General features: G+C 39.4%; 15 protein-coding genes. All 15 read left to right on the top strand.

The window, feature by feature from the left end; all coding sequences use genetic code 11:
- Positions 1 to 124: 124 nt before the first annotated feature.
- Positions 125 to 754, top strand: a complete 630-nt coding sequence (locus tag AC075L_RS04395; RefSeq protein ID WP_476387197.1) for a hypothetical protein — start codon at positions 125 to 127, stop codon at positions 752 to 754.
- Positions 738 to 941, top strand: coding sequence for a hypothetical protein (locus AC075L_RS04390; protein ID WP_476387196.1), 204 nt, complete (start codon positions 738 to 740; stop codon positions 939 to 941). Before AC075L_RS04395 ends, AC075L_RS04390 begins: the two co-directional genes overlap by 17 nt.
- Positions 931 to 1209, top strand: a complete 279-nt coding sequence (locus AC075L_RS04385; protein ID WP_118566566.1) for a hypothetical protein — start codon at positions 931 to 933, stop codon at positions 1207 to 1209. The genes AC075L_RS04390 and AC075L_RS04385 overlap by 11 nt, the downstream gene beginning before the upstream one ends.
- Before the next feature lie 68 nt (positions 1210 to 1277).
- On the top strand, positions 1278 to 2249 hold the full coding sequence (locus AC075L_RS04380) for a hypothetical protein (RefSeq protein ID WP_476387195.1): 972 nt from the start codon (positions 1278 to 1280) through the stop codon (positions 2247 to 2249).
- Positions 2155 to 2622 (top strand): hypothetical protein, encoded by a 468-nt coding sequence (locus AC075L_RS04375; protein WP_476387194.1) that lies wholly within the window; start codon positions 2155 to 2157, stop codon positions 2620 to 2622. The genes AC075L_RS04380 and AC075L_RS04375 overlap by 95 nt, the downstream gene beginning before the upstream one ends.
- A gap of 109 nt (positions 2623 to 2731) precedes the next feature.
- Positions 2732 to 3868, top strand: a complete 1137-nt coding sequence (locus AC075L_RS04370) for a hypothetical protein (RefSeq protein WP_476387193.1) — start codon at positions 2732 to 2734, stop codon at positions 3866 to 3868.
- Between the two features lie 304 nt (positions 3869 to 4172).
- Positions 4173 to 4730 carry a hypothetical protein gene (locus AC075L_RS04365; protein ID WP_476387192.1) on the top strand — a complete coding sequence of 186 codons (558 nt, stop codon included), beginning with the start codon at positions 4173 to 4175 and terminating at the stop codon, positions 4728 to 4730.
- Positions 4720 to 5745: an NmrA family NAD(P)-binding protein gene (locus tag AC075L_RS04360; RefSeq protein WP_476387191.1), complete on the top strand. Its 1026-nt coding sequence runs from the start codon at positions 4720 to 4722 to the stop codon at positions 5743 to 5745. The genes AC075L_RS04365 and AC075L_RS04360 overlap by 11 nt, the downstream gene beginning before the upstream one ends.
- Positions 5742 to 6812 carry a Gfo/Idh/MocA family oxidoreductase gene (locus AC075L_RS04355; protein ID WP_476387190.1) on the top strand — a complete coding sequence of 357 codons (1071 nt, stop codon included), beginning with the start codon at positions 5742 to 5744 and terminating at the stop codon, positions 6810 to 6812. Before AC075L_RS04360 ends, AC075L_RS04355 begins: the two co-directional genes overlap by 4 nt.
- 21 nt (positions 6813 to 6833) lie before the next feature.
- Entirely contained in the window at positions 6834 to 7568 is a 735-nt protein-coding gene (locus AC075L_RS04350; RefSeq protein ID WP_476387189.1) for a class I SAM-dependent methyltransferase, read from the top strand.
- Positions 7569 to 7867: 299 nt separating this feature from the next.
- Positions 7868 to 8833: a helix-turn-helix domain-containing protein gene (locus AC075L_RS04345; RefSeq protein WP_476387188.1), complete on the top strand. Its 966-nt coding sequence runs from the start codon at positions 7868 to 7870 to the stop codon at positions 8831 to 8833.
- A 130-nt stretch (positions 8834 to 8963) separates the two neighbouring features.
- Complete coding sequence (locus tag AC075L_RS04340; protein ID WP_476387187.1) at positions 8964 to 9560, top strand: MptD family putative ECF transporter S component; 597 nt, start codon at positions 8964 to 8966, stop codon at positions 9558 to 9560.
- Entirely contained in the window at positions 9560 to 10312 is a 753-nt protein-coding gene (locus AC075L_RS04335) for an energy-coupling factor transporter transmembrane component T (RefSeq protein ID WP_476387186.1), read from the top strand. Before AC075L_RS04340 ends, AC075L_RS04335 begins: the two co-directional genes overlap by 1 nt.
- Positions 10309 to 11775 carry an ABC transporter ATP-binding protein gene (locus AC075L_RS04330; protein ID WP_154255332.1) on the top strand — a complete coding sequence of 489 codons (1467 nt, stop codon included), beginning with the start codon at positions 10309 to 10311 and terminating at the stop codon, positions 11773 to 11775. Before AC075L_RS04335 ends, AC075L_RS04330 begins: the two co-directional genes overlap by 4 nt.
- Positions 11776 to 11902: 127 nt before the next feature.
- Positions 11903 to 12520: ABC transporter transmembrane domain-containing protein (locus tag AC075L_RS04325; protein WP_476387185.1), on the top strand; the 618-nt coding region annotated here is incomplete at its 3' end.

Genomic DNA, 12520 nt, shown 5'->3' with positions numbered 1-12520 from the left:
TTGATTATCATAGTACTTCACCTCATCTACAAAATCAAAAAGTGAATTCGAATTCACTTTTTCGTTTTTTACACGGCTTTTCCATATTTTCCATGTAAAAAAAACGAAAGGAGAATTAAAACTTATGTTCTATCGCTATGAAGTCCGGATTGGTTCGGACAAACCATGGGAAGGATGCTTCCAGTATTTTTTTCCTGACCAGCGGAGATATATCGGGAGGTTCTTAAAGGAACCAAAATGGTACAAAGAACACCCCAATGTAGCTACCAGATGCTGGTTCACGCAGGAAGGATTTGATAAGTACGGGGAACTTGTAAGAGAAACCATTGAGAAAAGAGGCGTATTAAACGATTCAAATGGAGAATACAGACTGGTCAAATCAGAGTCACTGGAAAACATTGTTATGCTTGGAAAGATCCAGTGTATACAAAGGATCAGCATGTATGACATCAAGATCCCTCTGGGGATGAGAACGGAGATCTTAATCGAAAGAAACCAGTTAAGAAAGGAAGTAAAAAAAGAGCATATTACGCAAAACCAGGCAGAAAGGTTTCTGGCAGAGTATATGCTCCGGGAACTCCATGTCATTTCCGGAAAGGAAGCTGCGGATAAGCAGGTATTGTCATTTATAAACGATTTTCGGGAAGATGATAAGAGCATCCGGCAAAAGTTTTGCGCAGGATACTGCTATTACTTTGCAGTCATGCTCAAAGATGCATTCCACCGGGGATACGATCTTGAAAGATCAGCTTGATGAGCTGTGTGATGAGGACTACACCGGGATCTACGATGAGATCATCGGCATCTGGAAAGAGGCTAGAACAGATAGAGAAAAATCACTTATTAAAAAAATGTTTGAGACATTTACAGGAATCAGTCTTAAGGATTACCTGGAGAAATGTGTCATAACAATTGCGGAGGAAAAACATAATGAGCGTTGATGAGAGAGTAATGATCGAACTGGTTGGAAAGAAATTTCCCATTGAAACCTTTGAGGAAGAAATAGGAAAAGTCTTAAAACAGAAGAGTGGTGCAAAGCTGCTTATTTCCAATAAACCGGATACGATCAAAGGTACGGATGGAGAATTCCATGCGGTGAACTTTAAATGTATCCCGCAGTCGTCGTCCTGTAAAAACCTGTTCTGTTTTCTATTAAAGCACAAGGATGGAATGGTGCTGATCCAGAAAGGTTATTTGGAAAAATTATAAGATCCTGCGGTCATGTCTGACAGATATTGACCGCAGGAAAAATAATCATTATCAAAGGAGAAAAAAATATGGATAACATGATCAAGAAATTCAACGAGGAATTAAAATACTTATTTCCACAAAGTAACCTGGAGGTCGTACTGCTTGAAACCTCTTTATCGGAAAGTAAGGGCATTGATATCCGCGGAGAGTTGGACGTTATGGACTTTTACAACTATTTAAAATATAAGAAGGACTGGATCACGGACAACTTGAAAAAATATTTTCATGTGGAAGATTGGAGTTGTTATAATGTCTATCCGCAGAAAATTGGCATGGATAAAACCATGAAGATTGCCTTTACAAATGCGGGAGCAGAAAAAATCAACGGCGTCAATATGCGTTACTTTAATCCCAAACTGCACTCTTTAGAAACAAAAGGGCTTAAATCAGCGCAACATTTTATAATGTTCGATATGAATGTTTATGTCATCTTCGATGCACTTATCTGCAGATACAAAGATATGCTCCTGACTCGAAGAAAAACCAGGAAGGCAGAAACAGTGTCATCAGAGACGAAGAAAAAATACACTGCCATAATTACTTCCGAACCTGACGGAAAAGGACTGGATTACATTTCAGACCATCCTTGGGAGGGAAACCTGGAGGCTACAAAGGAATTTGATACAGTGGAAGAACTGTATGAATTTGAAGGCCTATTTTACCAGCTGTTCGCTAATAAATCTGGAAGACGCATCGGATACGGAATGGTCAATGATGAATATCCTGCTGCGGATATCAGAGAGTTAGAAAAGACCCAAAATCCAAAACAGGGACAGTTGATCATCATTTCCGGATTTTCCAGGGCAGGCAAAGATGCCATTGCGGATGGATTGAAGGAATTAAGTGATAATTACATTTATTCTGTTTCCGCAACTACCAGGCAACCGCGTTCCGGAGAACGTAATGAAGTGGATTATTTCTTTATTACACCGGAATGCTTTGCGAACCTGGAAGAGTCCGGAGGTTTTCTGGAAGTCTGCAGAATACTGCGGAAATAAATACGGAACACTGGCATCTCCGGTTGTAAAAGCACTGGAGGAAGGACGGGATATGATCTTGGTTCTGGAAACAGAAGGAGCCATGAAGGTAAAATCCCTTTACCCGACTGCAATCTCATTCTTTGTCGCAGCACCGGCACCTGACTTAAAAGCCAGAATGGAGCGGACAGAGACAACGGAAGAAGACCGCAGAAACCGCCTTGCCCAGATCAGGAAAGAAATTTCCATGATCCCGAAATATGATTATCTGATCATGAACGGGAATGGGATGCTCGAAAAGAATATTGAGCTTGTCCATAACATTATTAAAGGACAGAAAGCGAAAACTTCTGCAAACTTGAATACAATAGAACAGTTAAGAAAAGAGTATTGAGAGCTGCCCCTTGCGGGCGGCTTTTTTGCGGCGGATTTTTCATTTTCTGCTCTTATTTCTCATAATTCTTTTGTAAATAAAATTTTTCATTACGAAAGGAGAAACAATTATGAAGATGAACAGAGCAAAAAGAGGAACAATCGTACTTAACAAACTTTACGGAGGTTTCTACGTTGTAGACAGCAACTGTAAAGATGAGAACGGGAAGATCGTTTCCGCTCAGGTATTACGTATCAAGGTAGATGACTACCTGGAAAGCCTGAATATCAGATTTACTTCTGATAATAAAAGAGAACTGTTCCTGAGAGAGATCGAGAAAAACGAGGTTCCGCTTTACTGTATCGATGGACAGTCGGAAGTGAACATGACAGAGAAAAATGCCATCTGCTTCCGTGTGATCAAAGATTCCTATGAGAATCTTGCTGCGGAAAACTGGTATGTTTCTGACGGTGTGCTGGTAAAGAACGGACATCCTGCTGCGGAACAGGGAGAGATCGAGATCGACCATATCTTAGCCATTTTTGCGCGTAAGATCCTCCTTGGAGTAAAGGCAGGGGAAGATAAAATCTCCCTGATGTACTTTGATCCAAATTATGTTGGAAAAGAATTCCGTCCAACACTGGAAGGTTTGACGATCCCGATTCCACAGAAAGTAACTCTGTCGAACGACAATCTTCTTCTTTACTATTCCAGAACTCATATGGAAGAAAAGGGAGAAGGGGATGAAAAGACGACAGAAGAGGTTGTGGATGCGTCAGGATACTTGATCTATGACCAGGAAGGAACCATGCTTGACCATGAAGAGTATGATACAGAGCCTGATGAAGACCATGAGATCGATACCCCGCTTGGCAAGTATGTCTTAAGCACGGATAACTTCATTGTATTCCAGGGTGAGTTTAACGGAAAACCGTTTACCAACATTTACAGCCGAGAATATAATGGATTGAGAAGCATTGAGCTGGCATCCAAGGTATCCTCCGCGGAGGAAAACGTGGACGGCTTCCTGCTTATCAAGACAGCAGACGAACTTGCTGTGGTATCAGATTCTGGAAATGAACTGGTATTAAAGCCGAGCAAGCAGCTGTCAAAGGCACTGGATCAGTTATACGGCTATGGATATCTTGTAGACTACTGTAACAAGGGCAGATATTTTATCCTTACTTTTGCAAGCGGCAGCTACGAGGTAAAAACGCTGAAAGGAACATTCACGTCAGACATCGGTCTGGTGCTGACTGTAGAATGATCTGTTTGTCACTGTTTCCGCGGAAAATATCTGCGGAGACAGCATTTAAGAGGCACGTTATGTGTCTCTTTTTTGAATCTAAATACAAAAGAACATCAAGGTAAAGCATAATGCAAAAGCAACTTTAATTTCGCAAAAGAAGGAATATGTAGAACTTGCTAAAAGTATCAAAAAAATCGTATGCTCTATTTCTGGAAATGATTATATTGATTATGAAGATAATTTATTAGAAAATGGACTTGATTCTTTGTTATTATCTCAGATTTCTGGGCGCATAGTTAGTGACATACAAGAAGCACAAGGCATGAGATTTGATGAAATATTACGGGCATCGTTGACGATGCCAACAATTATGGGGATTGCTCAGTATATATCGGATTGTAAAAATCCTTCAAAAAATCAAATGCATAGTAATGCAGGAAATCAAACAAGAAATTCATATACTGTTGTATATATATTTGGGGATAACGAAAATGAAATAAGAGATGCTCTTATAGAAAAATTGAGCGCTTCAAACATAAGTTGTAAGAGAGTGGGAGGGCAAGAAATAATTGAAAGATGTCATGAAGACATAAATGTTAAAAAGAAATATATTATTGCCTTTTCCGAAATGGCTTCTTTATGCATAACTAAGGCAAGTGAACTATTAGGGGAAAACATTATTATTAACCGCATTTTTTTAATAAATCCATCTAAAGCAAAAGAAAGTGATTTATATTTAGGAGATATAAGCATAATTGACGGAAATTCAGTTGCTATTAAATCTTGGGAAAAGGCTGTTTTAGGTAACGTTAGAGAATTTGAATCTAATAGTAATGACATTTTTGATATTATTATGAGGGAACTAGAAAATGATAAATAATCGCAGAACAATCTGTATTCTTGGCGGAACAGGTACTGTTGGTGTGACAGCGTGTAAGGTTTTAAGTAAGTTAGGCTATTCATTAAGAGTCAGTGTACGGAATATAGAAACAATAAAAGATACAGGAATGTATATGGCTCCCAACATCCAATTATTTGAACTTGATATTGATAAGGAAAGTAATATTGGAAAATTCTTTAAAGGAAGTGATTTGGTAATAGGAGCAATCGGACCTTCCGCAGACTATAGTGAAAAAATGTTACTTGAAGCAATGGCAGAGAATATTCCGTATGTTGACCCAGGAGGAATTCATTTAATTAGAAAAATGAGGAATTCTAGCATGAAAGGTACCGCTATAGTTGGTTCGGGAATATTTCCGGGGTTATCAGGATGGATGTTGTCTTCTGTGCTTAAAGAAGCTTTCAATGATGACTTAATAGAGATGATTATTGGAGGTGTCTATAATTTTTCAAAAGCTGCCGCAATCGATTATGTGGAAGAAATAAAAAGTTATAAAGCTGGAATTCCTATGGCATGTGTGCAAAATGGAAAAATTTTACCTGCTCAGAAAAGAAGTCCGCTGAATCTTCCAACAAGAATTTCGAAATTATCTATATTGCCATATGTTACAGAAGAAATTCAAGAAATTATACAAGGAAAATATATGCTTAATATTGATTCATATACGGCGGCACCTGTAAGTTTATTTTCAATAGTAAATAAGGCGCATTGTCAAAAAAAAGATTTAGTAAATGCATTAATGGGACAGAAAAATAGCAACCAAAAAGCTTTTATATGGGTAAGACAAAATAAAGGAAATGATAGTAGATGCATTTATTTTGAAGGAAAAAATCCGAGTGTTTTAACTGGCGAAATATTAGCGATTACTGCCAATGCAATATTTGAAATGCCTAGGAAGGATGGAATTTATACAATGGCAAGTTATCTTGAAAAATATCAAGTGTTAGATGAACTTAAAAAAATAGATAAGTTCAAATCAGAGGGAAAGATATGAAGAAAAAACAGATTTTAGTATGTGGAACAGGATTTGGGAAAATTTATTTGAAAGCTATTGCAGAAAGTAAAGAATATGAGCTTATGGGTATATTGGGAAAAGGAAGCGATAGATCCAGACTTCTTTCAAAGAATCTAAATGTGACAATGTATACGGATATTAAAGAAATAAATCAAAATGTTGATGCAGCATGTGTAGTTGTACCTAATGCGGCTGGAGGTGGAAACGGTGCCAATATAGCTAAAAGTATACTTGCAAAAGGGATACCAACATTATTAGAACATCCTGCTCATGAGGTAGAAATTGTTAATTGTATAAGAGAATCCGGAAGTGCCGCTTTTATGTTGAATCCATTTTATCGGTATATCAAGCCAATTCGAGATTTTTTAGAGGCGGCACAAATAATAAGTAAACATGCTCATCTTATAAATGCATCCTTGGAATGCGCTATACATGTATTATATGATGGAATAGATATATTGGGGTGTGCGTTGGGAGGCTTATCTACATGGAAATTGGGAAATGTATCAGAATCTTATACAACTTCTATGGCAGGAGGGGGTAACAGAGTTATTAGTGGTATAATTGGAATGGTTCCGGTAACATTTATAGTGAATACCAATGTGGATCGTAACGATATAGACCATCCATTACATTTATATCATAGAATAGAATTGACATTTTCCACAGGGCGGCTCTGCCTGGTCAATACCCATGGTCCGGTAATATGGCTTCCTTTCTTGCATATGCCAAGAGATGAATATGGAACACTAAGTATTAATGTAGAAGAGGAAGTAAATATACCCTCTGGTGTTACTATAGGAAATGTAATGTTACCATCAGTAAAAGAAACGTTTGAACAAATATGGCCGGATGCAGTAAAGAAAGCTTTAGAGATTTTATTTAAGCAAAATAGAACAGAAAAAATGTACATGGCGCAATATCAAATATATGTATCAAAATTATGGTCTGAAATATGTCAGAAAGTGGGTTATATGAATATCGTTGATTATGACAATTTTGGTGACATAAAAAATATATTTTATGATTTGAAAAAAGACATTTAATAAAAAAGGAGAATGACGGGATTGAATGAAATTGAGAATGTATACGGAGAGACAGTAGAATTTTATGATTTATCAGCTCTTTCACAGATAGGGAACAAAAAAATTGTTTTAAACAAATTTGCTGATATGGTTAAGGATTTAGATGGAATCATTTTGGATATAGGCGCAGGAACTGGAAAAAGAACAATAGAGATGGCTAATATGATATGTGATAAAGAAATAATTGCTTTAGAACCATCGGCTTATATGAGAACAGCGTTTATGGCAAGATTAATGGAGCATAATGAAGTTAAAGAGAGAATTTCTCTATTGCCGATAGATGTAGGTAAATATTCATTTCGAGATAAAATAAGTGGTGTAATGTGCATGGGAGTACTTGGACGTTTAAAAAGGGATGAACAAGAAAAATTATTGTATAAATTAGATAAAAATTTGAATATAAATGTCCCAATCCTGATAGAACTTTTAGAACCGAAATTTCTTGTTGCGCCAGTAGGAAGTAGAATATCGGTGGCTACTCAAGGAAGATTGCGCTATGAGACGTATATTACCGATATAAAGCAAGTGGGGATGGATCAATGGACATGGAGATTGACCTATAAAGTTTTTTGTGGTAAAAACATAGTTAGTACTGTAGATAGCCTAATGTCGTGGAATTATCAGAGTGTGGAAAAAATTTTAAACCAATTGACAAAAATGCACTTTAGAACAGCTAAATTATCAGAAACATTATTACTTGCAATAAAAGCACGATAAATATGAACTTCAGATAAAATTAACTCTCGAACTGTCAGGTGTTCCTAAAATGCCATATTTATAAGATAATTTAGCGATGTGCAGGGAGAACAATGAGAATTAATATTAAATTGTCAGTACAATGGATTTTAAAAGTGACTTTATCGTCTTGTGAGATGCAGAAAGAAATGGAAGTAAGTGAAGTTTGTAATTTACATTAAGTAGTGTCTGCTTTTTACATGATTACAAAATTTGACTTTTTACTTTGGAAGTTGTAAAATTTAATTAGTCTTATCTAACTTCGGGAGGAATGCTTATACATGACAAACCAATACATGAATAATCTTTATCGTGATCTGCTCTCTAATTCACCGCAGACAATAACCATAGATATTCCAGCAGACATGGGGACAGGGCAGATTTTACAGGTGGTCACGAAACAGGGAGCAGTTGTTTCGGACTGGAAAATGAATTATTTTTCAGATATGAACGTGCAGGGAGTGAGTAGCGAAGAATACATTCAAATGTTGTTCTGCTTCAATGATGGTGTTTCCTGGAATATTGCAGATAGCCGACAAAGTATCAGCATACAAAAAGGTGAGTCCTGTATTTATCGTGGACACGGGAAAATGGAATATCTGTGCTATTCCAAACAAAACGATTTCCTTTTCAAAAATGTAAAAGTACCACTGTCGTATTTCCGTAAAATTATGAATGACTATTTTGATGTTGGTGAGATTGAGGTTTATCAGAAAAAACTATTGGAAGGTATATCAAAAGTAGGTATTACTCCCTATATGGAGCACATTTTTGCGGAACTGAAAGACTTCACGCAATATCGCGGCGGATTGGGATACCTGTTTTTGGAAAGCAAAGTTTTTGAGTTGTTATCTGTATATTTGAGTGAGATTTTGGAACTGAGTATTCTTGCGTCAACTTATATAGCAATTTCCAGAAGTGACCGAGAATCCATCATAGAAGCGAAGAGAATCATTGACAGTCAGCTTGCTGTGGCACCAAGTTGTGAGGAATTGGCGCGAAAAGTCAATATTAGTACTTCAAAATTGTCAAAGGGTTTTTCCTCGCTGTTTGGAACATCGGTTCATGCGTATATTATAGATCAGCGATTGGAAAAGGCGGCAAGTCTACTATTAGAAAGTAATTTGAACGTAAGTCAGGTGGCAGCATTTGTAGGCTATTCAAAACCGAGTAACTTTGCTGCGGCATTCAAAAAGAAGTATGGGGTAATTCCTAAAAACTATAAAACGGAAAATACGATTGGTTAAAATTAAAAAATACCGATTTTGGGTAGAATAAAACCGGTTTTGGGTTGGAAATGTAGGCGTAAATTGTTATTATATGTGGTGTAGTTAGAAAATGCTAACTACACCATTTTTTAGATAGGAGGATACTGGTATGAGTTCCCAGAAAAAAAGTTCCCGGCTTGAGGGAAAAGATTTAATTACTATCGGCATCTACACCGTCATCTATGTCGTCATTGTTATGCTGGTGGCGATGCTTGGCTTCATCCCCATTTTTATTCCGCTGATGGCGGTGCTGTGTCCTTTGCTTGGCGGCATCCCCTATATGCTGTATGTTACAAAGGCTAAAAAATTCGGGATGACTGCAATCATGGGTTTCCTGATTGGCCTAATCATGGTGTTCTTCGGCAACGGCTATCTTACTATGGTAACTGGTCTTGTTGGCGGCCTGTTGGCTGACGTGATCCTGAAAAAGGCAGACTACAAAAGTGCAAAGAGTACAGTTCTTTCCTGCGGTGTGTTCAGCATCTGGGTGTTTGGCAACTTTGCTCCCTTTTTCCTGAATCGTGAAAGCTATATGGTAATGCTGACTGAAGGATACGGCGCTGAATATGCAGCTACCCTTAATACATATATGCCTATGTGGATTGCGCCTATTCTGCTAGTTGCCTGCTTTGTGTTTGGCCTTGTCGGAGGTATGATTGGGAAAGCCATTTGCAAAAAGCACTTCCAGCGTGCCGGTATTGCATAATGGCGCGGGAAATTCTGCTCAGCAAAAAAACAGAACAAGGGTTGCGGCTCGATCCGCGTACAAAACTGTTGCTCATCTTCATCATAAGCATTTTTGTCATGGGTGGAACAGGCGGAGAAGCTATGGGACTGATCCGCCTTGTCCTTTGTGTGGTTCCGGCTATATTGCTGCTTACCTCGAAACAATGTGCAAAAGCTGTGGGCTATATTGCTGTGTTTTCTGTTTTTTATGCTGTCCAAATTTATGTTTTGCCGCACCTTACGGGGATATTGAATTTCCTTGTTCTGTTTACAACAGGATTCTTCTGCCGAATCCTTCCCAGTGTTGCGATTGCTGCCTATGCAGTGAAAACAACAACGGTCAGTGAATTGATTTCCGGCATGGAAAGAATCCATATGTCTAAAGAAGTGACGATCCCCTTAACGGTCATGTTCCGCTTCTTTCCAACTGTCTTTCAGGAGTCAGAAGCAATCAGTGACGCTATGAAAATGCGTGGGATTAAACTTGGAGGGAAAAAATCTTCAAAAATATTGGAGTATAAGCTGATCCCGATGATTACCTGCTCCGTGAAAATTGGTGAGGAACTTTCCGCTGCGGCAATTACCCGTGGCCTCGGCGCTCCTGTCAAACGCACAAACATTTGCCAGCTTAAATTCAATTTTGCCGATGTGGTGCTGATCTTGTTTTGTTGCTTTGTAGTGTTTTGGGCGATTGCTTCCCCGATAATTTCCGCAGGAGGGATTTTGCCATGATAGATTTTCAAAATGTTTCTTTTTCTTATGGTGAAGAATCCAGCGGCGGAGGGATTAGAAATGTCAATCTCACCATAAACACAGGGGAATTTGTTTTACTCACGGGAGAATCCGGCTGTGGGAAAACAACGATTACCCGTTTGGTAAACGGGCTGGTGCCTCATTATTACGAGGGCAATTTAGAGGGCGATGTCCTTCTGGACGGAAAAAGCGTATCAGATACGCCGCTTTATGACTTGGCTGCTATGGTGGGATCTGTATTCCAGAATCCCAAAAGTCAGTTTTTCAACGTGGATACGGATAGTGAATTAGCCTTTGCCTGTGAAAATTTAGGCTATCCTCAGGAGGATATCCTGAAAAGGATTGACCGGACAGTTTCCGATTATCATATCGAAGATTTGATGGGGCGAAGCGTGTTTGCTCTGTCCGGGGGCGAAAAGCAAAAAATAGCCTGTGCTTCATCAAGTGTATTGCTGCCGGGAATTATGGTCCTGGACGAACCATCTTCTAATTTGGATATGGCTGCTATTGATGACCTGCGGCAGGTCCTGAGCCTCTGGAAAAAGCAGGGCAAAACAATTCTGATCGCAGAACACCGCCTTTACTACCTTCACGATCTTGCAGATCGTGTGCTGTATGTAAAAGATGGGGAGATTGAACGGGAATACACGCCTGCTGAATTTGACAGCTTATCGGATGGCATTCGAAAAGAAATGGGGCTGCGGCCGTTTTCTCTCTCGAAGTTGAAGCCTGCGAATCAGTATCAGGCGCATACAGCTAAACAGATGGAATTTCAAAATTTCTGCTTTGCGTATAAAAAGCGGGAACCAGAAAGCCTCCATATTCCGAGTGCAGAACTGCCTGTTGGAGAAACGATTGCCATTATCGGTCTGAATGGCGCTGGAAAATCTACTCTGGCCCGCTGTATTTGCGGACTGGAAAAGAAGTGTGGCCTTTTGCAGGTTGACGGGAAAACCCTTGATTGGAAAGCCCGGCTCAAACATTGCTACATGGTAATGCAGGATACCAGCCATCAGCTATTTACCGAAAGCGTGACGGATGAAGTGCTTCTGAGCATGGACAACAAGGATGAAACTGTTGTGGATAAAATTCTTAAACAGTTTGATCTGCTGGAATATAAAGACAGGCACCCGCTTTCTCTTTCCGGCGGGCAAAAACAGCGGGTAGCGATCGCGTCTGCCATTGTGAGTAACCGGGAGATCATTGTGTTTGACGAACCAACCAGCGGGCTTGATCTCAAACATATGCGGGAAGTTGCGCGGAGTTTGAAGTCACTCGCGGATCAGGGCAAAACGCTTCTTGTTATTACGCATGATCCGGAGTTGGTGATGGCGGGATGTTCGTATGTAGTCCATATGGAAAAAGGGCAAGTAAAAGAAAGCTATCCATTGGACGAATCCGGCAGTAAAAAGGTTTTGGATTTTTTCCGAATCCGCCAGTGAATTTTAGAAATTTATGAATGTCAGGGCCGCCTTGACTGGACAGAAAGATAATGATAAGAGGCCGCTTTACTTTGGCGGCCTCTTGTTTTTGAAGCACAGACAGTACGGCTCAATATAAGGAGGGCTTATGTTCAAAAAAATCTTTGAGTACGCAGGGCCATATAAGAAAAATATGTATGTGGCCACGGTTGTCGTACTGGTCAGCGTTCTTATGGGCATCCTGCCTTTTGTGCTGGCCTATCAGGTCATTTCGCCATTGGTTATGGGCGATTCTGTTGAAACAGAATTTGTTTTATTGCGTGTTATAGGGGTTTTGATCTGTCTCGTTTTGCAGGCGTTTTTTTATGGATGGGGATTATCAATTTCTCATAAAGCAGCATATAACACATTGTTCCGGCTGCGGGTATCTCTGCAAAAGAAGTTTGAGAAACTTCCCCTTGGCATTGTGGAGGAAAAAGGGACAGGGACAATCAAAAAGCTGTTTGTCGATGATGTGGACAGCTTGGAATTGCTCCTTGCTCATTCAGTCCCGGAGGGTATCGCAAATTTACTGATCCCGCTGGTGATTTATGTTGCTATGTTTTGTGCGGACTGGAAACTGGCTCTTATGTCTTTGGCCTCTATCCCGATCAGCCTGCTCTCCATGGTCATTATGTACTCTGTTGGAATGAAGCGCATGGGTCCCTACTATCAGTCTGCACAGAAAATGAACAACACGATCATTGAGTACATCAATGGTATAGAG

The sequence above is a fragment of the Blautia sp. ZXY-1-B12 genome (assembly GCF_056339915.1).
The sequence above is the reverse complement of the archived record's forward strand: the minus strand, read 5'-3'. Positions and strand labels throughout refer to the sequence as shown.

What these genes read in the sequence shown, in the direction of transcription:
- AC075L_RS04340 (WP_476387187.1), top strand. Translation starts at nt 8,964, where the DNA reads ATGAGTTCCCAGAAAAAAAGTTCCCGGCTTGAGGGAAAAGATTTAATT.
- AC075L_RS04335 (WP_476387186.1), top strand. Translation starts at nt 9,560, where the DNA reads ATGGCGCGGGAAATTCTGCTCAGCAAAAAAACAGAACAAGGGTTGCGG.
- AC075L_RS04345 (WP_476387188.1), top strand. Translation starts at nt 7,868, where the DNA reads ATGACAAACCAATACATGAATAATCTTTATCGTGATCTGCTCTCTAAT.
- AC075L_RS04380 (WP_476387195.1), top strand. Translation starts at nt 1,278, where the DNA reads ATGGATAACATGATCAAGAAATTCAACGAGGAATTAAAATACTTATTT.
- AC075L_RS04365 (WP_476387192.1), top strand. Translation starts at nt 4,173, where the DNA reads ATGAGATTTGATGAAATATTACGGGCATCGTTGACGATGCCAACAATT.
- AC075L_RS04355 (WP_476387190.1), top strand. Translation starts at nt 5,742, where the DNA reads ATGAAGAAAAAACAGATTTTAGTATGTGGAACAGGATTTGGGAAAATT.
- AC075L_RS04370 (WP_476387193.1), top strand. Translation starts at nt 2,732, where the DNA reads ATGAAGATGAACAGAGCAAAAAGAGGAACAATCGTACTTAACAAACTT.
- AC075L_RS04385 (WP_118566566.1), top strand. Translation starts at nt 931, where the DNA reads ATGAGCGTTGATGAGAGAGTAATGATCGAACTGGTTGGAAAGAAATTT.
- AC075L_RS04330 (WP_154255332.1), top strand. Translation starts at nt 10,309, where the DNA reads ATGATAGATTTTCAAAATGTTTCTTTTTCTTATGGTGAAGAATCCAGC.
- AC075L_RS04375 (WP_476387194.1), top strand. Translation starts at nt 2,155, where the DNA reads ATGAAGTGGATTATTTCTTTATTACACCGGAATGCTTTGCGAACCTGG.
- AC075L_RS04395 (WP_476387197.1), top strand. Translation starts at nt 125, where the DNA reads ATGTTCTATCGCTATGAAGTCCGGATTGGTTCGGACAAACCATGGGAA.
- AC075L_RS04360 (WP_476387191.1), top strand. Translation starts at nt 4,720, where the DNA reads ATGATAAATAATCGCAGAACAATCTGTATTCTTGGCGGAACAGGTACT.